Raw genomic sequence first — 20,902 nt, 5'->3', positions numbered from 1 at the left:
TATCTTTCCTGACAGGAGAAGATCGCAATGACCACATCGGCACAAGAATCGGCCCACAAAGCGAACATCGTCGCCGCAGAAGGCACGAGGCAGGCCGCGCTCGGGACGGCAAAGGCTGCGTACGACGGCACACCGGCGACTTATGCAGCATACGCTGCGGCCGTGAAAGCCGCGGACGTTGCACACTGCCGCTCGATTTTAGCATCCGCTGCGGTCAATGGGCTCGATGGCCCACGGCAGACCCTTCACGACCTGATTGGGGTGTGGGCTTAGGCGATGCCGAACCTTCTTCCTTCCGTCTCGTCGTCCACGTTCGACAATGGGGGCGACGCGGTTTCCAGCTTGTTCAGCGGCTTCGGCGACCTCGCACAAGGCAACCTGAAGGCGAAGGGCCTCAACATCCAGGCCGAGGGGCTGCGGTTGAAGGCCACCGGCGATCTTGCCGAGGCGACGAATTACGATCGCGCGACTTCGCTTGCCGAGGCAAACGAGAAATTCACCGAACAGTCGACAGCAATCCAGCAAATGCAACTGGAGCGCAGCAATACCATGCAGATCGGCCAGCAGAGAGCGGACTTTGCCGGCGCCGGATTTGCAGCGTCTGGTTCTGCACTCGACATCCTTCGCGACAGTGCATCGCAGGGCGCGCTCACCAAGGCCGTGCTCGGGCAGCAAGGATTGATCACCGAGGCCGGCTATCAGGAACAGGCTGACTCCTACAAGGCAATGGCAGATGCGGCGCGCACCACGGCGGCTGGCGAGCAGCATATCGCGTCGGAAACTGACCAGCTTGCGAGCGACACCAGGTCGGCAAGCAAGATTGGAGCTGCCGGCGATTTTATCAGCTCGGCGTTCAAGATTGCGTCCTTGTTCGTCGCCCCAGAAGCTGCGGTTGTCGGCCAAGCGGCAAAATCAGCGGTCGGAGACCCCAGCGGCATCGGCGGGCTGTATTGATCTCATCATGCCCGGCAATCGGCATGATGGCCGATGCGCGCGTGTTGTGCGATGTCAGAACCGAGAACGCCTTTAACTCTTGGCGCTTGCGTACTGCAGAGCCCATCGCGGCACGGGCCATCGTGATTTCGGATCATCAGGTGCAATCGTTTCGTCCAGCTCGCGTAGTGCGACCAGTTCAGCGGCATCTTCTGGGTTCGCGCTGTTGAACACAGCGGCCGCGAACAGCCAAATGAGCCCGACCAATAATCCGGGTAACCACCAGCCCCATACCAGTGAAGTTAGAACGCCTGCCGAAATTGCAAACATGACGGTAAGCATTCCAATCCTTCCCGGCGCCTTCGCCAGAAGATCCTTCCGCAGCTTCTTGCTTTCAGTTTTCGCCTTCAGAAGCTCGCGCTCCGCTGGTATTGAGTAGCCCAGCTTGGCGGCGCAGATCGCGAAATAATAGAGTGACCAAGCTCGCTCTACTCCTTTGAGCGCGTTGGCCGCAACTGCGAAGAGGTTCATGGCGTGCTCAAGGCGGAGGCGTCGATACTCCAACAGGCCGCGAATTTTTTCTTCGTCCTGCTCGATTGCTACCTTTCTGATATCCTCTTCGGCCGCCTTGGCACGATCAAGCTCCTCCTGACCGGTCAAAAACTCCTTGTACAAGATGCGGCGGACGCGCTCTGGGAGTGTCGATCTGTCATCGAAGGCCTTCACGAGTTGTGTCATCACGCCTACGATGGGCGGTCCCCATTTGAACACTAGTTCAAGCATGGCTCCTCCATCAACGTGAGCACGTACAAAGATGATCAACTAGGCCCCCAATTGCGAGGTTCCAAGTCAGCTTGAAATATTCGCCTACGGCATCTGGCGGTCAGCGGGCTACATTGCGAAACGGGTTCAGGCCGCGACATTGCACGATTGAGGCGGGCCCCCGGGCGACGTCGTCCGTGGCTCGGCCCCGAAAGGGGATGGACTTCGTTAAGCAAATCATGATGGGATGATCGCGGAGCTTCAGAACTCCCGAAGCGGTCCCTTGCCGGGGATTGCGCTTCATCCGCGATAGGCGGGCCAAGAGCCTTGCCGGGCTTCCTTGTCCGCTGAAATTGTACCGCGCCCATTTTGCCGTGGGCTGCGACCGGCTCACTATGCCGGGAGTGCCACGGCTATGCAACAGCCCTTCGGGGTAAAGGCCGATGGCGCACGTTCTCGCGGACGTGTTCTGAAACTCCCGGTGCCAGTGCCGTCCCGCTGGCGCCCGGCCTTCAGAAGCCGGTTCAAACCGCGAGCACCACCATGACCATCGAAAGACCTAATCCGCCGCGAGCGGAGTCCGTGGATTCGTTTCCGTCCCAATCCGCCACCAGACTGCGGGAAAATCCCGAACGCGCCAGCGAGTGCCGCAAGCCCGCTCAGGGCCTATCCCGCCGGAGCATGCTCGGCGCCCTGACCGTGCTGCCCGTTGCACTGCCGGCCGCCGCGGCTGTGCCCGATCCCGTCTTTGCGGCGATCGATCGGTACAAACTGCTTTCCGTCGAATACACCGCCGCCGTCGACAGGTGGGCGCCGTTGGAGCACGCGCACCCGGACCGTTCGGATGCGGAGGACGAGACCTCGCGGACGAGCGACGCGCTGTTTGAGCAAATAGATGTCCTTTTCACGTTCCGGCCCTCGACTCTCGCCGGCGTCGCAGCCCTGCTGAAATACATTACGACGCTCGAGGACTGGCAGATGCCGCCAGGGCTCGATGAGTCCGGCAGCGTCAAGGTCGTGAAGACGCTTTGCACGAGCGTCGCCGCGGCGATCGAACAGAGCGGGGTGCGGGCATGAGCAACATCCTCGAACTGTTCGCCCGGCCATCTGCCCGTGCTCTGTCTTCCGAGAACGACCGGCCCGGCAATTTCCGCCAGACCGTCAGCCGCAGGCAAAGCGGACCGGCCATACACACCCTGGTCTTCCGCAGCTACAATTCGATCGTGAAAGCTGACGAGGCGGCTCTATCGTATGACGTCCGTCGGGATATCGGCAAGGCGCGGACCAAGCTCAGGTCCATCCAACAGCAATTGCAGCGCGACCGGGAGCACGCGGCCGCGCGCGACAAGTTACTCACGACCGCCGAAAGCAAACTCCAGGCCGCGATTGCCGCAGCCCAGTCGTCGCCCCCTGCGCCGGCACCACTCATTGAACCACAGCGCCGCTCTAAAACCGAGGAGCTCGAACATCGGCGGGAATTCAAAGCAGCGATGCGGCAGCGCATCAGGCACGTCGCCGCGGCTCGCGACCTGTCGCACCAGGAGATTAAACCGACCCTCTCGCTCAAGCATCACGCGATAGCCGAGTTCACCGAGAAGCACGGCGTCAACGTGGAATGGTTGCTCGGAGGCAAGGGGCGCGTCTTCGAGGCTGATCCGATCGTGCTGGGCCCCAACATGACAGGTGCAGAGCTTGCGGCGGTGGTGCGGACCTTGCCGGACGCTCAGAAACGCAAGATCGAGTCCATGGTCGACCGGATCTTGAGGGAGCGCGGACTATGAAGCGCCGGCGCAAGATCCACCGAAAGCGCGACCGGCAGCGGCTGATGACGCATAGAAGGCGGCTGAGGCGGTAACCAGCCGTCAACGGGTGCGCGGTACGATCGATCATCGCGGATTGGTGACGAGTACCGTGGTACGCATGGGCATTGAGAACCCGCCGGCTCCGGTAGCCGGCGGGTTTTTCGTTGAGATTTCACGGGTTGCTCGCTCCTCGATAATCGAGATTATCGTGGAAGACAGACCCTGTACCGCACCAAGTAGTCGTAGTACGGCGGGCAAACAGCCGAGCCGCTGCGATTTCGCTGCGCAGGGACGGCGCCCACCATAGCCGAACGCGCAACACAGCGACGAATCCGTGCAACGTAATCGTAATCTGGCGGGCAGACGGCCGAACCGGCCCTGTTCCAAGATGCTCGAACCTCAGGTAACGGAGCTCGAGGCTCGTCAATCAACCCAGCCAAAGCCGGGCCCGCGGCCAGGAAAGTCAAAGCAACCGTCAGCACTACCTGAAGTATCGACATGTACCTCTCCGGGTCCGCGACTTAGGGCTAACAACCTGAACACCTCCTGAATTCGTCGCCGGTTTACGGGCGGACCGTTTCGTCGTTCAGCTACAGTTCAGCGGTCAGGAGAGATGCTCGCCGTCACGAGGGGAGATTGGTCGTGAAATCCGTAGCCGCCGCTGCAGTTGCAATGGCTGTTTTCTCGGTATCCAATGGGGCCGCATCGGCCCAGCAAGCTGTGCCGCCTCGCTGGAATTGGCAGGGCTCGGCCGTGTGCCCGAACGGCTTCGACTTTTACGCTGGCGATGGTCTGTGTATCTCCCGCGGGTATTCTGGCGGTCGCCGCGGGTACGCCGGCGGCGGCTACGGCGGGGGCGTTCCACCGCGTTGGAATCGGCTTGGCTCAGCGGTCTGCCCGGAGGGGTACGACTTCCACGCGTACACCGGACTGTGCCTGCCGCAGTAGGGGGAGCGAGGTTGCGGCCCCGCGGTGTTGCCCTGTCGACGATCGCAAGATCTGAACGGTTGGCTGTTACTTCAACATTCGTTCGATCGCCTGCGCGAGCACAGATATGCCAGCGAAGGCTGCTGCCCATGCAGCGAGGTGAGACTGCCGCCTTAGATCGTCGATCAATTTGTCCTCATTGTCACGCATTCTCAGCACTCCAGCGCTTACTCCAAGAACCGCAGATGAAAAGGCGGCAAGCGTCGCAATCCAAAAACTGACGTCTTTCACCAGAGCCTCCCGGGAATTGGCCGACTTTAGCAAGTCTGTTGGTCAATGTCCCCAGGCCTAGAAGCCAACCCTGTGCTGCCCATCGGCTGCATGTTGACCCGGCGGCTCCTTCCAGAACTGATTAGAGTTAGCTTGGATTTCGCGGATGCGACGAAGCCTGTCACGCTTCCATTGCATGTCCCATCGGACGCGTAAAATGGCCCACCAGTAAAGCCATCCGAGTAGAAGGCCGCCTATGATCAGCAAAAGCACCGCTACGCTGGTCGCAGTTGCAATCAGATACAAGCCGAGGGCGACTGACAGCCAATAGACCAGCATCTGTATTGCAAAGTGTCGGAGACGCATGCCAGGGACTATATCACGGAGGCAGCGGCACAAGAGCTGAGAGGGCGAGCCTCAGGCGCCTTGGTTAACGCTGGCGGGCCTAAGCTTCAAGGCACGGGACGGCGGAGTTTTCGCAGATCAAGGCGAAGGAATTCTTGGCAGCAGCATCGTCGAAGCAAAATCTCGTGCCCTTGTCAGCTCGCTCGACCCACCAATCGGCCTTGCTTCCCCCAGCAATGCGGGAGGCTTCACCACGCAGATGATCCAGTTTTCTGCCGTAGGCCCGGACAATCAAACAATTCGTTTTGGCCATGGAAACACCTCGGAGGAAAATAGAAAACACAAGAATGGGACAGTACCCTGTCTCTTCAGACAGCTCCACGTCAAGGCGGAGAGACGGCCCCGGCCTTCAAGGGAGATGGGGTTACCGCCGGGGCCGCTCTGCCAGCTCTGGGGCAAGCCGGCAAACATCAAGCAGCGTCCCGGGCGCGAGTTCCTAAGGGGCGCAGCGCTTGCCGCAGCTTCCGGGGGACCATTATCCGCACCGATGGTTATGCGTGTGGAGCGTCGTGCGGTCACCGGTCAGCTTCTGCACATAGTCATCAATTGCGTCGATGAGCTCGTGCGCCGGTTCGCCGACCTTCTTGCCGAACATCAGGTAGCGCCGAAGCCGCTCGAGCTCGACCAGGTCCGCTTTGATAGCTTCAGCCCGTGCTAGTTCTCGGCGCTTCCGTTCTTGCTCCTGGTGATAGGCTTTCGCAGCCGCCCGGTTCTCCGCCTTGCTCATGCCGCCATCCAAACGAGGCGCCGGCGAGAGTCAAATCGTCAATGGCTTGGGCCTCGGAGCGCGCGAGAGCTACTGCGCGTCGTGGGTGTGGAAAATGGGATAAGCTTAGTATCTTCGGGCTATCAGCTTTCGTTAGCTTGCGAAGGACCGGCGTCCTCCGCGGTTGTCAGAGGGTCCTGAAGCCTCCGCTTCATGTAACCAACTACTGCTCCGTATACGGGGCCTGTCACGTGCCCCGGCTTGTGATGCTCTATGTCCTGAAGGGGTCCCATTTTGCTCGTCCACTTCCCACCAGCGAGTTGGCGGGCCGCATGAGTTGGGATCGGTCCGGATGGAGTTTTCTTCGCATAAAGTGCGATCTTCTCGAATCCTTCTTCAGGCTTGCCATCCTTGCAGCTGGCATAACCCACGCTTTGGAAGGCCTTTTCGAACGCTGAGATCGTGAGTTCCGATGGCGCTTCAGGCGGCCAATAGCTAACTTTTGGCATGCCCGGAAGCGTGGGCCACCACCACTCGGACTCCGTAGACCCGGTGGCGGCCCAAGCTATGCAGTTGTAGGAGTTTTTCTTCGGACTGGTGACGCGACCATTATTGTCATTCAGTTTTGGATGGTCAGCCTGCCTCCAACTTCCCCCGGTTAAATCACAAGTAGGTTGTTGCGGCCCCAGCGCAGCCATGCGGCACTCATCTTTCTCATATTTCCGCGATCTTCATCTTGGACGGGATCTTCACCGGTAAGAAAATTCAGTGCCCAGAACCAATGATCTGGGTCATCGCTTTCAAGCTCTAATTGCTTCAGAATAAGAGGTACAGCGCGCTCGCCCATTGCGAGCATTTGCTGATAGGCAGGACACATCGCCATGTCGAGCGGCGAAGATGTTGTGCCCCGCTGACTATGCCATTGCCGCACCAGCTCCTGGAAGAGTGCCCAGTCGTGATCTACCAGCACCTTTGTGCTGTCCATCTCGCACACTACCGTCAGGCCGATGGTCTGATAACCCATGAATGAGATGGTGCGACATTCGATCGGCGCAAAGGAAGCCCCAGTTAGCAGGCTAAACTGCTCAGTCTCCCGAACCTTTTCGAGAGCACAAGCATTGACCGCGTATTGAGTAACCAATTTGTTGGTTTGAGTGCGCAATCTCATTTGCCTGTTCTCTGCTTCAACCTGTCAGGAGAACTCGAAATTACGACCGTGGGCGCCATGTTCATCTGGTACATGGGGTTTCCTTGAGGATCCCAATGGCCCTCGACCCTGACGGCGCCGATGATCGTGATCTTACCGCGCAAGACGGTACCATCGGACAGCATATATTCGCTCCACTTCTCAGTCGACTCGTCCACACTCACTTCGTGGCCTTCAACGATTTGGCCTGGCACGAACTCAATCTTAATTTTCTTTTCAGATGGCATGCAACCTCGCGGCGTTTCGCGGCTATGTTACGCAGTATCTATGTGGCGCGGAAGGATGTCGGTACCCGACCTTCGCAGAGTTGACTTGGGCGATCTAGTCGAACGACGGATAAGACCTAATCGGTCCTAATTTCTCGTAAAGCCACTCCCGTCCCGGTTCGGTCGCGAAAGTCCGGCACGACATCGACGAGCTCGGGCGCATCGAGCGGCTGAACCGGAACTGGCGAAAGATTGGAACGAGCCGACCTGCTGGAGATGGCGGACAACTATCGCGCTGCTACCCGGGCGCTACCTAGGGCCAATTTTCCGGTAGCGCGGCCCCGTCGAATTCCTGCTAAGTCATTGAGATTGCTTGGCAGGAGTGGCAGGGCTCGAACCTGCGACCCCCGGTTTTGGAGACCGGTGCTCTACCAATTGAGCTACACTCCTACGGACCCTGCGTCGCCGCGGATCAAGGGCGCTTTCAAGCACAAGGGGCGGCCGGATTGCAAGGACGGATTGCAAGGGTGAAGCGCGTCGGCCTCGCTTGTCTGTGCCGCGGCTTCTGGGCCACAGTTCGCTACCAAGGATAAAGTGCCCCGGGAGTGAACATGACCGCCACAGCCGCCCCTCACGCCGCCATCGCGCCGAAAACCCCGCCTTTGCCCGAGGCCAAGCCCGAGACGCTGGGGCTGTCGCGGTCCCGCCTCCAGGCGATGTCGGATGCGTTCAAGCGCGAGATCGACAAGGGAACCGTGCCCGGCGTCACCGTGCTGGTGGGCCGGCGTGGCCAGGTCGGCTGGTTCGAGGCGATCGGCAAACAGAGCCCGTCGGGCACGGCGCCGATGGCGCATGATTCGATCTTCCGGCTCTTCTCGATGACCAAGCCGATCGTGTCGGTGGGTATCATGGCGCTGGTCGAGGACGGCCACCTGCTCCTGAGCGACGCCGTCGCAAAATTCATCCCCGAATTCTCCGACCAGAAGGTCGGGCTGGTCAGCGGCGGCAAGCTGGAGCTGGTTCCGCCCAAGCGGCCGATGACGGTGCAGGACCTGCTCCGCCACACTTCGGGTCTGACCTACGAGCACCAGGGCGACGGCCCCGTCCACAAGCTCTACCAGGATTCGCGGGTGCGCAGCCGCAAGATCACCAATGCCGAGCATGCCGCGCTGGTGGCGAGCTTTCCGCTCGTCTGCCATCCCGGCGACGAGTTCAACTACAGCCGCTCCACCGATATCCTCGGCCGCATCATCGAGGTCATCAGCGGCAAATCGCTCGGCGCCTACCTCACCGACCGCATCCTCGCGCCGCTCCAGATGGCCGAGACCGGTTTCGCGACGGCCGAGGCCAACGCCGGCCGCCTCGCCGAGCCCTTCGCCGCCGACCCCTGGACCGGCGACAAGGTGGCGCTGTTCAACATGCTGGAGCAGCCCGTGATGGAGTCCGGCGGCGGCGGGCTGGTTTCGACCACCATGGACTACGCCCGCTTCGCGCTGATGCTGCGCAATGGCGGGGCTCTCGACGGCAACCGGATCATCGGCCGCAAGACGCTGGAGCTGATGGCGTCCGATCACCTCGGACCTCACGTGGTGACCAACGGCACGCTTCTGTCGCCCGGCCACGGTTTTGGCCTCGGCTTCGCCGTGCGCCGTGACGCCGGCATCGCCCCGTTCCCCGGCAGCGTCGGCCAGTATTTCTGGAGCGGCATCGCGGGCACGTTCTTCTGGATCGATCCGAAAGAGGACCTGTTCGTCGTGTTCATGAGCCAGGGCCCGGGCCAGCGCGACTACACGCGCACGCTGGTGCGCGATCTGGTTTACGCGGCGGTGGATTGACCCGAAGGGTCATTCCGGGGCGGTCCGCAGAACCGAGCCCGGAATCTCGAGATCCCGGGTTCACGCTAAGCGCGCCCCGGGATGACGCTCTATCGCCTCAACTAATCGTCGCGCCGCCGTCGATCACCATGGTCTGGCCGGTCATGAAGTCGCCGGCCTTCGAGCCGAGGAACACGGCTGCGCCGGCGATCTCGTCCGGAATGCCGATGCGCAACAGCGGCGAGCGCGCGGTGGAAGCTTTCAGGTTCTCCGGGTTGTCCCATAGCGCCTTGGCGAAATCGGTCTTGATCAGGCCGGGCGCGATGCAGTTCACGCGGATATTGTGCGGGCCATATTCGCACGCCAGGTTACGCGCGAGCTGCATGTCGGCGGCCTTGGAGATCGCGTAGGCGCCGAGAATGGTCGAGCCCTTGAGGCCGCCGATCGAGGACACGATGATGATCGAGCCGTCCTTGCGCTCGATCATCTGCGGCACCACCATCGAGATCAGCCAGTTATTGGCGACGATGTTGTTGTCGAGGATTTTCCTGAACTGATCATCGGAGATGCCGGCGAGCGGACCGTAATACGGGTTCGAGGCTGCATTACAGACGAGCACGTCGATCTTGCCGAAGGCGCGGTTGCTCTCGTCGATGAGGTTTTGCAGATTCTCCTTCGACGAGATGTTGGCGGCGATCGCCACCGCCGTGCCTTTCCCGAACTTGTCGTTGATCCCCTTGGCGACCTGGTCGCAGACGTCGGCCTTGCGCGAGGAGATCACCACCTTGGCGCCGTGCTCGGCCATCCGCTCGGCAATCGCAAGCCCGATGCCCCGGGTGGATCCTGTGATGACGGCGACTTTGCCCTTCATGTCGAACAAGTTCATGTTTCTCTCCCAGATCAATTGTCGTGTTCATTGTCGTTACGCAGCGATGCAAAACATCGAACTATGGTGCGCAATTGCGCACCTGAGATCTCGAGATTCCGGGCCCGGTCCTGCGGACCGTCCCGGAATGACAGCTCGCTCAGGCGAGCTTCTTGACTTCCGGTCCTGCGAGCTGATGCATCTCCGCATGCGCATCGTCCGCGATCCACGGCTGCTGGTTCACCATCGGCAGTCGCCAGACCGAGCGCTCGGAACTTGCAAAATAGTCCAGCCTCGTGATCGAGCAATTGTCGATGTCGAACGACAGCGCCTTCTCGAGCTGGCCATCGAGCGCCAATCCCAGCGCGGCCTTGATCGTGCCGCCATGCGCGACCGCGATGACGTCCCGACCGGCGGCATCATGGTTGATGCGCTCGACGGTGCGGCGGGTGCGGTTGTAGAGATCCATGAAACTCTCGCCACCGGGCGCGGGCTCGTTGATGTCGGCAAACCAGCTCGAGCCCACCGGGCGGCTTGCGATGAATGCGGCGCGGTTCATGCCCTGCCATCGGCCGAGATTCTGTTCGGCGAGGTCCGCTTCCCACGTCATCGTCGCCGGCCTCGGAAAGCCGGCCGCCCAGATCGCTTCCGCGGTCTGGTGCGTGCGCATCAGGTTGCTCGAATACCACACCGCATTGCGCGGCAGCACCTTGGCAACAGCGTTGAACACGTAGGTGTCGCTGGTATCGCAGGCGATGTCGGTCTGGCCGTAGATGTTGCCGCCGTCGTTGCGCACCGGCGCGTGGCGGACCCACCACCACCGTGTCGTGACCACATTCGGCTTGTCTGCGGCTGTCATCGAAACCCTTCCATCCGGTGTGATGTCGCTGTACGTCAGTAGCGAACGTGTCTCAAGACACTTTACCGTTTGAAATCTTGTTTGAAATTCCATCGCGCGGCAAGCGTCGCGCGAGCAGCACGAGGGAGAAACGCATGGGCCGCCTGCAAGGCAAATCCGTCATCATCACCGGCGCCGGCAGCGGCATCGGCCGCGCGGCTGCGCTGCTGTTCACCAAAGAAGGCGCCAAGCTGATCGCGGTCGATCGCACCGAGGCGGTGAAGGAGACCGTGGACGAGGTGAAAAAGGCCGGCGGCATCGCCGAAGCCATGGTCGCGGATGCCGGCTCCGAGCCGGACGTCATCGCCGTGATCGAAAAGGCGGTGACGACGCATGGCCGGCTCGACGTGATCTGGGCCAATGCCGGCGTGAGCGGCGGGCTGGTGCCGCTCGGAGAGCAGACCGTCGAGCAATGGCAGGAAGTTTTGCGGATCAATCTGATCGGCCCGTTCCTCGCGGTGAAGCATGCAATGCCGCACATGGTGAAGCAACAGTCCGGCGCGATCGTGCTGACCGCATCCGTCGCGGGTCTCAAGGCCGGCGCCAGCGGTCATCCCTATGCCGCGAGCAAGGCCGGCGTGATCTCGCTGGTGCAGACCACCGCCTATTCGCTCTCCGGCACCGGCGTGCGCATTAACGCGGTCTGCCCCGGCCTGATCGAAACCGGCATGACCAAGCCGATCTTCGATCGCGCCAAGGAGCGCGGCACCGCCGACAAGATCGGCCAGCTCAATCCACTCAAGCGCCCCGGCCAGCCGCACGAGCTCGCCGCCATGGGCTTGTTCCTGGCCAGCGACGAGGCGTCGTATGTCAACGGCCAGGCATTCCCGGTGGACGGCGGGCTGACGGCGTCGATGCCGTATGCGGGGAAGCCGGTTTAGCAGGGGCTCTCGTGTCCCCGACGCGTGCTGCGTCCGGTGCACGCGACCGCGGTTTCTGCGCCCAACTGCTTCAACATCGTCATTGCGAGCGTAGCGAAGCAATCCAGACCGTCTCCGCGGAGGGATTCTGGATTGCTTCGCTGCGCTCGCAATGACGGAATGTGGGTGACATTGTCGCTGCTTCAATTCGCATTTCAATTGCAGACACACCTTCGCATCCTCGCGGCCTGTTCGCCCGAGTTTTGCTCGTCGCCGTCACCCCCAAACGAAAGAGGGCGCAGGGAAGACCGGGTGCCGGCTGGCACCCGCGGTCCACTGTGCGAAGTTGCGGTAAGAAATCTGCACAGCGGCATACAGGTGAAGCCCAACACACGGCCTTCCCTGCGCAGTGGTTTGACGGCTTATGTCGCGCTCTCCCCGGGGAGCGATGCACTATTGCCCCCGTCGCCTCACGGCTGACTGATGTGCCTGCCCGGTCGGGCCACACACATCACCGCAAGACTTGGCGCACAGACCCCGGGCGCCAGGACCACACGATTTTGCCGTACGCGAACCACACCGGTCGTGCGCGCGACGGTTTTGCTCACGGCCGCCCGCCCTGCAAAACCCTTCGCGCCGATGTGACCCACGTCCACCGCCGCCCGGCCCGCGTCGTGACGATCGCGATCGCCCCTCTTCCTTGGGCCGGGTTGCGGCGACAGATACGCCATTTCCGAATTTCGGTAAAGTGGAATATTTTCGACGGCACGGGTTGACCAGCAGCCTGGGTGTTTTGCCCGTCGGGCAACGCAAGGGCCGGTAGCATCCGTCGTCATTCCGGGGTACGACGAAGGCGCGAAGCCGGAATCCATTTCGCAGCAGATGATGCGGGCCAATGGATTCCGGGCTTGATGCTGCGCATCGCCCCGGAATGACGCTTGAGATGTTGATTTGCCCGACCAGCTACTGCCTTGGTATGGTTCATGCAAGCGACCTATCCTCTGCAATTCCTGACAAGAAGTGACAATGCCAAGCTCAAGACCCGACCGTATCCGCAATCTCCTCGCCGACCTTGTCGGCTTCGACACCATCAGCGACCGCAGCAACCTGCCCCTGATCGCGCATATCGAAAGCTACCTCGCCGCGCTCGGCGTCAAGAGCGAGCGCATCACCGACGCGACTGGGGAAAAGGCCTCGCTGTGGGTCACGATCGGCCCCGAAGATCGGCCGGGCATGGTGCTGTCAGGCCATACCGACGTCGTGCCGGTCGTGGGCCAGGATTGGAGCCATGATCCGTTCAAGCTGGTCGAGCGCGACGGCAAGCTCTACGGCCGCGGCACCACCGACATGAAGGGCTTTGTGGCCGTGTGCCTCGCGATGGTGCCGGAGATGCTGCAAGCGAAGCTCAAAACGCCAATTCATCTCGCGATCTCCTATGACGAGGAGATCGGCTGCGTCGGCGTGCGGCCGATGCTGCGCGAGGTCGCGAAGAAGCCGATCAAGCCGCTCGGCGCCTTCATCGGCGAGCCGACCGAGATGAAGGTCATCATCGGCCACAAGGGCAAGCACGGCGTCCGCGCGACATTCAGGGGCCTCGCCCGCCACTCCTCGATCGCGCCTGACGGCGTCAACGCGATCGAATATGCCGCCGAGTTGATCGTCGAGATCCGCCGGCGCGCGGTGCAACTTGCGGCCACCAAATCAACCGACAGCCTCTACGACGTCCCGCACTCGACCCTGCTCACCAGCATCGTGCATGGCGGCGCGGCGCTGAACATCGTGCCCGACACCTGTACCGTGGATTTCGAATGCCGCGGCATCGGCATCACCGAGTCCAGGGAGGTGACGGATGCGATCGTCGCCTGGGCCAAGGCCGAGATCGAACCGGCAATTAAGGCGCGACATCCGGAGTGCGGCATCGATTTCGAGGAGATCCTCGACTATCCCGCTCTCGACACCGCGGCGGATGCCGCGATCGTCACGCTGGCCAAGAGCCTCGCGGGGCGCAACGACCACGCCAAGGTCGCCTTCGGCACCGAGGCGAGCCTGTTCGCCAGCATGGCTGATATCCCCTCAGTGGTGATCGGCCCCGGCGCCATCGCCCAGGCGCATACACCGGACGAGTTCGTCGAGATGGCGGAGCTGGAGAAATGCGCGGTGTTCGTGGAGAAGCTGATCGCGCATTGCGCGAAGGGGTAAGCGGAGTTCGCAATTCCTGGGTCTCGGCTCTGCGCAGCAACGCTCACGCATCTCGCCACGACGGAATATAGACGCCGGGAAATGCGATCTCGCGTCCCGGACGCGGTGCGGCACGAAGTGACGCTCCGCAGAGCCGGGACCCAGCACTTGGCGACGCCGTTCAAATATGCAATCTTAAGTCGGGACGTATATAACCAGCGATTGCGTGTACATGTCCTTTTTCGTTTACATCCTTGCGAGCAAACGAAACGGAACTCTTTATGTCGGAGTTACCAATGACCTTACTCGGCGAATGACCGAGCATAAGGCCAAACTCGTACCCGGCTTCACGCAGAAATATGGCGTGACCTTGCTTGTCTACTTCGAAACCTTCGAGTCCGTACTCGAGGCACGCTCACGCGAACATTCGCTGAAGCGTTGGCGACGCGCGTGGAAGCTCAAGCTGATCGAAGAACTCAATCCGGATTGGCGCGATCTTACGGACGAACTGAATACGTTGGCGACGTGACTGGGTCCCGGCCCTGCGGAGCAGCGCTACGCGCTGCACCGCGTCCGGGACACGAGAGCGACTGAAGAATTGCTGATCCGCCCCACGCCTCAGCGCTCCTGCAAAGCCAGCCGCACGCCAATCGCGCAGTAGATGGTCCCGACCACCTTGCCCTGCCATTTCACGACGGCTGGATGGCGACGTAGCAAATTGCCAAGACGGCCGGCGCCGACGGCGAACACCACCGTGCTGACGAGGCCGAGCAACACGAAGACAGCGCCGAGCAGCGCGAGCTGCAGCGTCATCGAGCCGTGTTCCGGCCGGACGAACTGTGGCAGGAACGCAAGGAAGAACAGCGCGGTCTTCGGATTAAGAACCTCGGTCAACACGGCCTGCCGGAATGCCCGCGCTGCGCTGATCGCGGGCGCGCCGCCATTCACCTCAAGCGGCGTCTTGTCGAGCATGGCGCGAATGCCGAGATAGATCAGGAAGCCTGCGCCCGCATATTTGACGGCGCTGAACAGGAGCGCCGAAGTTGCGATGATCGCAGAGAGGCCGACGATCGCCATGGTGGTGTGGACCACGTCACCAGCCGCAATCCCCGCGCCCGTCGCGATGCCGACCTTGGTTCCCGAGCTGGCGGCACGCGCCATGGTGAGCAGTGTCGCCGGACCTGGAATGAAGACAAAGCCGAGGACGATGAGGATGTAGGTGATTAGCGTGGTGTGGTCGATCATGCGGGCAGCTCTCTCGTCATTCTGTCCCGTGTCCCGGACACGAGAGGAACGCAAGCAAAGGCGCGGCCGTCAGCCGCGCCTTTGGATTCTTCAAACCGCGCCCGCCTTCTGCGCGTAGTCCCATGACGCCTGTGACAGCGGCACGGTGCGCTTGGCGGATTCCAGCGCCTTGGCGTTGGCGGCGGTGCCGTCGCGGATGCGGCCGGCGATGCCTTGCGTGATGCCCGCGAGCCGGAACAGGTTGTACGAAAAATACCAGTTGAGATCCGGCACGCTCATCCGCGTGACGTTGCAATAGATCTGCGCGGCCTCTTCGACGCTCGGGATGTTCAGCGCCTTGAGATCGACACCCTGCAATCCCGGCATCACCCACTGCATCAACAGATAGGTGAAGTCGGCCATGGGATCGCCGAGTGTCGACAGTTCCCAGTCGAGCACGGCCTGCACGCGGGGTTCCGTCGCGTGGAAAATCATGTTGTCGAGACGGTAGTCGCCGTGGACGATCGAGACACGCGCCTGCTCCGGCACGGTCTTCGGCAACCATTCGGCCACCTTCTCGAACTCCGGAATGATCTGGGTCTCGGAGGCCCGGTACTGCTTGGTCCAGCGGTCGATCTGGCGCGCGAAATAATTGCCGGGCTTGCCGAAATCGCCAAGCCCGATCGCGACCGGATCGAACATGTGGAGCTTGGCCAGCGTCTCGATCTTGCTGGTGAATATCTTTCGGCGATCCTCCGGCGTCTGGCTCGGCAGCGACGGATCCCAGAACACCCGGCCCCTCCTCCATCGACATGATGTAGAAAGCGGCCCCGATGACACTGTCGTCCTGGCACAGCGCATAGGCGTGCGCGACCGGAAAGCCCTGCTTTCCCAGCGCCGCAATCACGCGATACTCGCGATCGACCGCGTGGGCCGACGGCAGCAATTTGCCGAACGGCTTTCGGCGCATCACGTAGGAACGTTTCGGCGTGTCGAGCCGGTAGGTCGGGTTCGACTGGCCGCCCTTGAACTGAAGGACGACCAGCGGCCCCTCATAGCCGTCGACGTTGTCCCGCAGCCAGGCTTCGAGCCGCATCTCGTCGAAGCGATGACGCTCCTCGACCGGCTTGGTGCCCGAGAACTCCTCGTCTTTCCTGACGCCGTCAGCCAATGTGACGCTCCCTCATTTTTCTTTGTCCGTCATTCCGGGGCGCCTCGAAGAGGCGAATCCGGAATGACGGCGCGGAGAGCGGCTTGCGCTCTCCCCCATTTGATTAGCGCGCGGGAGAATTTGCATACTTCCGAACTTCAAGTCTGGCAATGGCGCGATTATGCACCTCGTCCGGACCGTCGGCGAGCCGCAGCGTGCGGATGCCGGCATAGTCCTTGGCAAGGCCCGCCTCGTCGGACACGCCGGCGCCGCCAAAGGCCTGGATCGCCTCGTCAATGATCTTCAGCGCCATGTTGGGTGCTGCGACCTTGATCATGGCGATCTCGGCCTGCGCGGTCTTGTTGCCGACCTTGTCCATCATGTCGGCGGCCTTGAGGCACAACAGGCGCGTCATCTCGATGTTGGTGCGGGCTTCGCCAATGCGCTGCTCCCACACCGAATGCTCGACGATCTTCTTGCCGAAAGCGGTGCGCGACATCAGCCGCTTCACCATCTTCTCCAGCGCTTCCTCGGCCTTGCCGATGGTGCGCATGCAGTGATGGATACGGCCCGGACCGAGGCGGCCCTGCGCGATCTCGAAGCCGCGGCCCTCCCCTAACAGGATGTTCTCCTTCGGCACCCGCACGTTCTCGAGCAGCACCTGGGCGTGGCCGTGCGGCGCATCGTCGAAACCGAACACCGGGAGCATCTTCTCCACCTTGATGCCGGGGGTGTCGAGTGGAACCAGGATCTGCGACTGCTGCTGATGTTTGGCCGCCTTGAAGTCGGTCTTGCCCATCAGGATCGCGATCTTGCAGCGGGGATCGCCGACGCCCGACGACCACCATTTGCGGCCGTTGATGACGTAGTGATCGCCGTCGCGCGCGATGCTGGTCTCGATGTTGGTGGCGTCCGACGATGCCACCGCCGGTTCGGTCATCAGGAAGGCGGAGCGGATCTCGCCGTCCATCAGCGGCCGCAGCCATTTGCGCTTCTGCTCCTTGGACCCGTAGCGCATGAAAACTTCCATGTTGCCGGTGTCGGGCGCGGAACAGTTGAACACTTCCGAAGCCCAGGAGATGTGGCCCATCTGCTCCGACAGCAGCGCATATTCGAGATTGGTCAATCCCGCGCCGCGGAATTCATCGTCCTCATGCTCGTTCGGCGGCATGAACATGTTCCAGAGGCCTTCGGCCTTCGCCTTCTTCTTGAGCTCTTCCAGCACCGGGATCACCTTCCAGCGATCACCGCTCTTGTCCTGCTCATTGTAGATCGGCACCGCCGGACGCACGTGCCTGGTCATGAAGGACTGCACGCGGTCGAGCCATTCCTTCTGCTTGGGGGACAGATCGAAATCCATGGGACGCTCCTCGGTTCTCTTTTCACAGATCGCTTTTGCGCCGGACTGTCGTTCCGCCGCGCGCGGCCCGCAAGCATGAATGCGCAGCTTGCGAGGCTACGGAACCGATCTTGTTGCGAACGAGTCCCGATTGCGGATTGACTTTTCCGACCTTCAAACGATAGTTTCATACAAGTGTTTGAAATGCAACTCCCTCGCTGAGGGCATCCATGGCCAGCGATCACACCCGGACCTCCATCCTTGCCGCCGCGGAACGGCTCTACGCCGATCGCGGCTTTGGCGACGTGACGCTGCGCGACATCGTCGCGGCGGCGAATGTCAATCTTGCGGCAGTGAACTATCATTTCGGTTCGAAGGACGAACTGATCGCAGAGCTGTTCGTCACCCGGTCGATCGCAACCAACCGCGAACGCCTGCACGAACTGAAAACCGCGGAGGAGCAAGGCGGCGGCCGCGCGCCGATCGAGGTGATCTTGCGCGCCCTGGTCGGCCCGACTTTGCGCGGCTGCCTGGGCCCGGAGAACCAGCGCTCGACCGCGGCGCGCTTCATGATCCGCGCCTCGATCGAATCCGTGCCGCCAATCCGCCGCATCAAGAACCGCGAGATCGACCATTTGCGCAAATTCGTCGGCGCCATGCGCCGCTCCCTGCCCGATCGCAGCGACGTCGAGATCTACTGGGGCCTCAACTTCGCACTTGCGATGGCGCACCACACCATCCGCGAGAGCGAACGGCTGACGAAGCTGTCGGAAGGCAAGTGCGACCTCGACGACGTCGAAGACGTGGTTGCGCGTGTGGTCAGCGTGGCGACGATGGCGCTGACCAGCGGACGGACGGGGGTAAAGGCACCGGCGCGCGCGCTGGCGAGAGACGCACGCTGACGCAGGAGCGCGACGGCGCGCACGCATCGTCCTTCGAGACGACCGCTTCGCGGTCTCCTTAGGAGGAGGCTAAGCGGCAATCGGAGCCCGTTGAACCTGTTGCCGCAAACTCGGTCCTCATCCTGAGGGCCCGCCAAAGGCGGGCGTCTCGAAGGATGGCCACAAAGAAATCTGCCTCATATGCGATGGCCGTGCCGCAAGCGGGGCGAGGAAGCGCACTGGCGCTGCGGCGGCTATGGTCACATCATCGCGATGCAGTCGATTTCGATATCGAAGGGGCCGAACCATTCCGGCGTGCAGACAAAAATTCGTGCCGGCGGATCGATCGGGAAATAGCGCGCATAGACCGCGTTGAAGGCGGCGAAGTGTTTTGTCGACGTACAATACACATTGCACTTCATCACGTTGTCGAGGCTCGCGCCCGCCGTCTCGAGGCATAGCTTCATCTGCTCGATGACGAGCTCGCTCTGCCGCTCGATCGGCATCTGCGCGAGTTCGCCCGTGTCAGGATCGAACGGCGGCAGGCCGGCAACGAAGATCATGTTGCCGGCGCGCGTCACCGGCGAGGTCGGCGCCTTCCAGCGGTCGAGGAACGTCGAGATGGGTTCGACGCGGAGCGCTTCGCGTTTCATGGGCGGCCACCTTCGGTTCGAGCGAGATGAGCGCCTGACTACATTATGTTGCAGTCGGCATGTTTCGCATCCGATCGAAATGTGACCGCAACCGCGGGGCTAGACCCGCTGCGGCATCTCCTCGGCCTCTTCCTTGGCGAGCAACAGCAGCATCTCGATGCCCATGTCGCCTTCCTGCGGTGAGCGGATGAACTTTATCTCCTCGGCACTTTGCCGCAGCGCGGCAACAATGGCGACGGCCTGGTTGGCCGTGGCCGCCTCTGTGGCCAGAACTGCCTTCTGGTTCCTGGCTTGAAACCCGATCGTGTAGGACATTTGTTTGTTCCCCCCGAACGCTGATGCATCGGATGATCAATATCGAATCAGAGTCGGGCGAAAAGTGGAAGCCGTGTCGACTACGGACCGGAATCATCTGGGGATTGTGCGCAAGCCTCGCACAAGCAAGCCGGCAAGATGGAGCTAGATCACACCCTGCCGCTTCAGCGCCTCGATCCTGCCGGCATCGTAGCCGAGCTTGCCGCCGAGAACTTCCTGGGTGTGCTCACCCAGCAGCGGCGGCGCACGATAGGTTTCGATCGGGGTCTCCGAGAAGGTCAGCGCGTTGCGGATCAGCGACAGCTGCGGTTCGAACTTGTGCTCGGTCTTGACCCGCATGCCGCGCGACTGGACGTGGGGATCGGCGAACACCTGCGAGAAATCGTTGATGGGACCTGAGGGCACGCCGGCCTTCTCGAGCTCCTCCAGCCAGTACGCCACCGGTTTCTTGAGGAACAGGCCTGCGAAGATCGCCATGATCTCCTTGCCGTGAACGACCCGGTCGTTGTTCCTGACGAAGCGCTTGTCATTGGCGAGCTCGGGCTCGCCAAGCACCGCACAGGTGCGCTGGAACTGGCCGTCATTGCCGACCACCAGCATCAGCTCGCCGTCGGTGCAGCGGAACACGCCGGCCGGCATGCCGCCATTGCCCCAGGTGCCGCGGCGCGGCGGGGTCGTGCCGTTGACGAGGTAAATCTGCAGCCAATGGCTGAGCGAGGCGATCACGGTGTCCAGCAGGCAGACGTCGAGATGCTGGCCTACGCCGCCATTGGCGTCGCGGTGATAGAGCGCCGAGAGAATCCCGATCGACGTGTTCATGCCGGTCATGTAGTCCACGATGGAGGGACCGACCTTCATGGGGCCCTCGCCCGGTTCGCCGTCCATATGGCCGGTGACACTCATCAGGCCGCCCATCGCCTGCAGGATGGCGTCGTACCCGGCGCGCGGCGCGTAGGGGCCGGTCTGGCCGAAGCCGGTCACCGAGCAATAGATGATGCCGGGGTTGATCGCCTTGATCGTCTCGTAGTCGAGGCCGTAGCGCTTGAGATCGCCGAACTTGTAGTTCTCCATGAAGACGTCGACGTCCTTGGCGAGTTCGCGGATGATCGCCTGCCCCTCGAGCTTGGCGATGTTGATGGTGACAGACTTCTTGTTGCGGTTGGCGCAGAGATAAAATGAGTTGTTGTTGTTCGCCTTGCCCTCGGGATCGGTCAGGTAAGGCGGGCCGAAGGCGCGTGCGTCGTCGCCGGTGCCCGGCCGCTCGATCTTGATCACCTCCGCGCCGAGATCGCCCAGCATCTGGGCCGACAGGGGCCCGGCGAGCACGCGGGTGAGGTCAAGGATCTTGATGCCTGAGAGCGGCAAGGCCGACATGTCGATGTCCTCCGGGAACTGAATCTTGGCGCGGCGGCGAGATCGCGGGCCGCGCTCCCTGCGGATACACCATTTTGGCGCCCTGAGCACTGCACTGGCAGCATACGGCCATCCCCCGCGGCAGAAGCATCAG

The 20,902-nt window shown here is 61.9% G+C and carries 21 protein-coding genes, 1 tRNA gene and 1 pseudogene; 8 read left to right on the top strand and 15 right to left on the bottom strand.

Translation table 11 applies throughout. The annotated features are described in order from the left end of the window. Nucleotides 1–276 precede the first annotated feature (276 nt). A complete protein-coding gene (locus AB8Z38_RS03065) occupies nt 277–954 on the top strand; it encodes a hypothetical protein (protein ID WP_369723080.1) in 678 nt (225 codons plus the stop codon). Nucleotides 955–1,026: 72 nt separating this feature from the next. Here the strand turns inward: AB8Z38_RS03065 and AB8Z38_RS03060 are convergent, their stop codons facing one another. Continuing rightward, complete coding sequence (locus AB8Z38_RS03060) at nt 1,027–1,716, bottom strand: hypothetical protein (protein WP_369723079.1); 690 nt, start codon at nt 1,714–1,716, stop codon at nt 1,027–1,029. 660 nt (nt 1,717–2,376) lie between these two features. On the opposite strand from AB8Z38_RS03060, the gene AB8Z38_RS03055 reads away from it, so the two are divergent. Together AB8Z38_RS03055 and AB8Z38_RS03050 are read left to right on the top strand one after the other, a co-directional pair. After that, entirely contained in the window at nt 2,377–2,772 is a 396-nt protein-coding gene (locus AB8Z38_RS03055; protein WP_369723078.1) for a hypothetical protein, read from the top strand. Continuing rightward, entirely contained in the window at nt 2,769–3,476 is a 708-nt protein-coding gene (locus AB8Z38_RS03050; protein ID WP_369723077.1) for a hypothetical protein, read from the top strand. Before AB8Z38_RS03055 ends, AB8Z38_RS03050 begins: the two co-directional genes overlap by 4 nt. A 1,035-nt stretch (nt 3,477–4,511) precedes the next feature. Here AB8Z38_RS03050 and AB8Z38_RS03045 read toward each other — a convergent pair. The 6 genes from AB8Z38_RS03045 to AB8Z38_RS03020 all read right to left on the bottom strand — a co-directional run bounded on the left by AB8Z38_RS03045 (nt 4,512) and on the right by AB8Z38_RS03020 (nt 7,668). Then, nucleotides 4,512–4,715, bottom strand: a complete 204-nt coding sequence (locus AB8Z38_RS03045) for a hypothetical protein (protein ID WP_369723076.1) — start codon at nt 4,713–4,715, stop codon at nt 4,512–4,514. A 424-nt stretch (nt 4,716–5,139) separates the two neighbouring features. Beyond that, a complete protein-coding gene (locus tag AB8Z38_RS03040) occupies nt 5,140–5,352 on the bottom strand; it encodes a hypothetical protein (RefSeq protein ID WP_369723075.1) in 213 nt (70 codons plus the stop codon). 222 nt (nt 5,353–5,574) lie between these two features. Then, a complete protein-coding gene (locus AB8Z38_RS03035) occupies nt 5,575–5,826 on the bottom strand; it encodes a hypothetical protein (RefSeq protein ID WP_369723074.1) in 252 nt (83 codons plus the stop codon). Nucleotides 5,827–6,463: 637 nt separating this feature from the next. Next, nucleotides 6,464–6,973 carry a hypothetical protein gene (locus tag AB8Z38_RS03030; protein WP_369723073.1) on the bottom strand — a complete coding sequence of 170 codons (510 nt, stop codon included), beginning with the start codon at nt 6,971–6,973 and terminating at the stop codon, nt 6,464–6,466. Beyond that, nucleotides 6,970–7,239 carry a hypothetical protein gene (locus tag AB8Z38_RS03025; protein ID WP_369723072.1) on the bottom strand — a complete coding sequence of 90 codons (270 nt, stop codon included), beginning with the start codon at nt 7,237–7,239 and terminating at the stop codon, nt 6,970–6,972. Before AB8Z38_RS03025 ends, AB8Z38_RS03030 begins: the two co-directional genes overlap by 4 nt. Before the next feature lie 353 nt (nt 7,240–7,592). Continuing rightward, nucleotides 7,593–7,668 (bottom strand) — tRNA-Trp (locus AB8Z38_RS03020). A 161-nt stretch (nt 7,669–7,829) separates the two neighbouring features. Here AB8Z38_RS03020 and AB8Z38_RS03015 point away from each other — a divergent pair. Next, complete coding sequence (locus AB8Z38_RS03015; protein ID WP_369723071.1) at nt 7,830–9,053, top strand: serine hydrolase domain-containing protein; 1,224 nt, start codon at nt 7,830–7,832, stop codon at nt 9,051–9,053. Between the two features lie 97 nt (nt 9,054–9,150). Here the strand turns inward: AB8Z38_RS03015 and AB8Z38_RS03010 are convergent, their stop codons facing one another. After that, entirely contained in the window at nt 9,151–9,918 is a 768-nt protein-coding gene (locus tag AB8Z38_RS03010) for an SDR family NAD(P)-dependent oxidoreductase (RefSeq protein ID WP_369723070.1), read from the bottom strand. Between the two features lie 139 nt (nt 9,919–10,057). Then, nucleotides 10,058–10,756 carry a histidine phosphatase family protein gene (locus AB8Z38_RS03005; protein WP_369723069.1) on the bottom strand — a complete coding sequence of 233 codons (699 nt, stop codon included), beginning with the start codon at nt 10,754–10,756 and terminating at the stop codon, nt 10,058–10,060. A 134-nt stretch (nt 10,757–10,890) separates the two neighbouring features. Here AB8Z38_RS03005 and AB8Z38_RS03000 point away from each other — a divergent pair, with 134 nt between their 5' ends. From AB8Z38_RS03000 to AB8Z38_RS02990, 3 genes are all read left to right on the top strand, one after another. Then, nucleotides 10,891–11,676, top strand: coding sequence for an SDR family NAD(P)-dependent oxidoreductase (locus AB8Z38_RS03000; RefSeq protein WP_369723068.1), 786 nt, complete (start codon nt 10,891–10,893; stop codon nt 11,674–11,676). A 1,005-nt stretch (nt 11,677–12,681) separates the two neighbouring features. Continuing rightward, nucleotides 12,682–13,854: an acetylornithine deacetylase gene (argE, locus tag AB8Z38_RS02995; RefSeq protein WP_369723067.1), complete on the top strand. Its 1,173-nt coding sequence runs from the start codon at nt 12,682–12,684 to the stop codon at nt 13,852–13,854. 211 nt (nt 13,855–14,065) lie between these two features. Further along, entirely contained in the window at nt 14,066–14,362 is a 297-nt protein-coding gene (locus AB8Z38_RS02990) for a GIY-YIG nuclease family protein (RefSeq protein ID WP_369723066.1), read from the top strand. Nucleotides 14,363–14,451: 89 nt separating this feature from the next. Here the strand turns inward: AB8Z38_RS02990 and AB8Z38_RS02985 are convergent, their stop codons facing one another. The 3 genes and pseudogenes from AB8Z38_RS02985 to AB8Z38_RS02975 all read right to left on the bottom strand — a co-directional run bounded on the left by AB8Z38_RS02985 (nt 14,452) and on the right by AB8Z38_RS02975 (nt 17,567). Further along, nucleotides 14,452–15,078 (bottom strand): LysE family translocator, encoded by a 627-nt coding sequence (locus AB8Z38_RS02985; protein WP_369723065.1) that lies wholly within the window; start codon nt 15,076–15,078, stop codon nt 14,452–14,454. Between the two features lie 90 nt (nt 15,079–15,168). Beyond that, nucleotides 15,169–16,228, bottom strand: a pseudogene (locus AB8Z38_RS02980) (phosphotransferase family protein). A 103-nt stretch (nt 16,229–16,331) separates the two neighbouring features. After that, nucleotides 16,332–17,567, bottom strand: a complete 1,236-nt coding sequence (locus AB8Z38_RS02975; RefSeq protein WP_369723064.1) for an acyl-CoA dehydrogenase family protein — start codon at nt 17,565–17,567, stop codon at nt 16,332–16,334. A gap of 209 nt (nt 17,568–17,776) precedes the next feature. Between AB8Z38_RS02975 and AB8Z38_RS02970 the strand changes: the two genes are divergently transcribed. Then, entirely contained in the window at nt 17,777–18,448 is a 672-nt protein-coding gene (locus tag AB8Z38_RS02970) for a TetR/AcrR family transcriptional regulator (protein ID WP_369723063.1), read from the top strand. Between the two features lie 239 nt (nt 18,449–18,687). Here the strand turns inward: AB8Z38_RS02970 and AB8Z38_RS02965 are convergent, their stop codons facing one another. From AB8Z38_RS02965 to AB8Z38_RS02955, 3 genes are all read right to left on the bottom strand, one after another. Next, the gene (locus AB8Z38_RS02965) at nt 18,688–19,080 is read right to left on the bottom strand and encodes a RidA family protein (RefSeq protein WP_369723062.1); all 393 of its coding nucleotides are present in this window, start codon (nt 19,078–19,080) and stop codon (nt 18,688–18,690) included. 99 nt (nt 19,081–19,179) lie between these two features. Then, the gene (locus tag AB8Z38_RS02960; protein ID WP_369723061.1) at nt 19,180–19,395 is read right to left on the bottom strand and encodes a hypothetical protein; all 216 of its coding nucleotides are present in this window, start codon (nt 19,393–19,395) and stop codon (nt 19,180–19,182) included. Nucleotides 19,396–19,539: 144 nt separating this feature from the next. After that, nucleotides 19,540–20,769, bottom strand: coding sequence for a CaiB/BaiF CoA transferase family protein (locus AB8Z38_RS02955; RefSeq protein ID WP_369723060.1), 1,230 nt, complete (start codon nt 20,767–20,769; stop codon nt 19,540–19,542). Nucleotides 20,770–20,902 lie beyond the last annotated feature (133 nt).

The sequence above is a fragment of the Bradyrhizobium sp. LLZ17 genome, assembly GCF_041200145.1.
Lineage (GTDB): Bacteria > Pseudomonadota > Alphaproteobacteria > Rhizobiales > Xanthobacteraceae > Bradyrhizobium.
This window is presented reverse-complemented; position numbering and strand designations above follow the sequence as displayed.

Coding starts and splice junctions, on each gene's coding strand:
- AB8Z38_RS03035 (WP_369723074.1), bottom strand. CDS start 5,826: ATGAGCAAGGCGGAGAACCGGGCGGCTGCGAAAGCCTATCACCAGGAG.
- AB8Z38_RS03010 (WP_369723070.1), bottom strand. CDS start 9,918: ATGAACTTGTTCGACATGAAGGGCAAAGTCGCCGTCATCACAGGATCC.
- AB8Z38_RS02985 (WP_369723065.1), bottom strand. CDS start 15,078: ATGATCGACCACACCACGCTAATCACCTACATCCTCATCGTCCTCGGC.
- AB8Z38_RS03065 (WP_369723080.1), top strand. CDS start 277: ATGCCGAACCTTCTTCCTTCCGTCTCGTCGTCCACGTTCGACAATGGG.
- AB8Z38_RS03025 (WP_369723072.1), bottom strand. CDS start 7,239: ATGCCATCTGAAAAGAAAATTAAGATTGAGTTCGTGCCAGGCCAAATC.
- AB8Z38_RS03000 (WP_369723068.1), top strand. CDS start 10,891: ATGGGCCGCCTGCAAGGCAAATCCGTCATCATCACCGGCGCCGGCAGC.
- AB8Z38_RS03055 (WP_369723078.1), top strand. CDS start 2,377: ATGCTCGGCGCCCTGACCGTGCTGCCCGTTGCACTGCCGGCCGCCGCG.
- AB8Z38_RS02975 (WP_369723064.1), bottom strand. CDS start 17,567: ATGGATTTCGATCTGTCCCCCAAGCAGAAGGAATGGCTCGACCGCGTG.
- AB8Z38_RS03050 (WP_369723077.1), top strand. CDS start 2,769: ATGAGCAACATCCTCGAACTGTTCGCCCGGCCATCTGCCCGTGCTCTG.
- AB8Z38_RS02970 (WP_369723063.1), top strand. CDS start 17,777: ATGGCCAGCGATCACACCCGGACCTCCATCCTTGCCGCCGCGGAACGG.
- AB8Z38_RS03005 (WP_369723069.1), bottom strand. CDS start 10,756: ATGACAGCCGCAGACAAGCCGAATGTGGTCACGACACGGTGGTGGTGG.
- AB8Z38_RS03060 (WP_369723079.1), bottom strand. CDS start 1,716: ATGCTTGAACTAGTGTTCAAATGGGGACCGCCCATCGTAGGCGTGATG.
- AB8Z38_RS02955 (WP_369723060.1), bottom strand. CDS start 20,769: ATGTCGGCCTTGCCGCTCTCAGGCATCAAGATCCTTGACCTCACCCGC.
- AB8Z38_RS03040 (WP_369723075.1), bottom strand. CDS start 5,352: ATGGCCAAAACGAATTGTTTGATTGTCCGGGCCTACGGCAGAAAACTG.
- argE (WP_369723067.1), top strand. CDS start 12,682: ATGCCAAGCTCAAGACCCGACCGTATCCGCAATCTCCTCGCCGACCTT.
- AB8Z38_RS02960 (WP_369723061.1), bottom strand. CDS start 19,395: ATGTCCTACACGATCGGGTTTCAAGCCAGGAACCAGAAGGCAGTTCTG.
- AB8Z38_RS02965 (WP_369723062.1), bottom strand. CDS start 19,080: ATGAAACGCGAAGCGCTCCGCGTCGAACCCATCTCGACGTTCCTCGAC.
- AB8Z38_RS03030 (WP_369723073.1), bottom strand. CDS start 6,973: ATGAGATTGCGCACTCAAACCAACAAATTGGTTACTCAATACGCGGTC.
- AB8Z38_RS03015 (WP_369723071.1), top strand. CDS start 7,830: ATGACCGCCACAGCCGCCCCTCACGCCGCCATCGCGCCGAAAACCCCG.
- AB8Z38_RS02990 (WP_369723066.1), top strand. CDS start 14,066: ATGTCCTTTTTCGTTTACATCCTTGCGAGCAAACGAAACGGAACTCTT.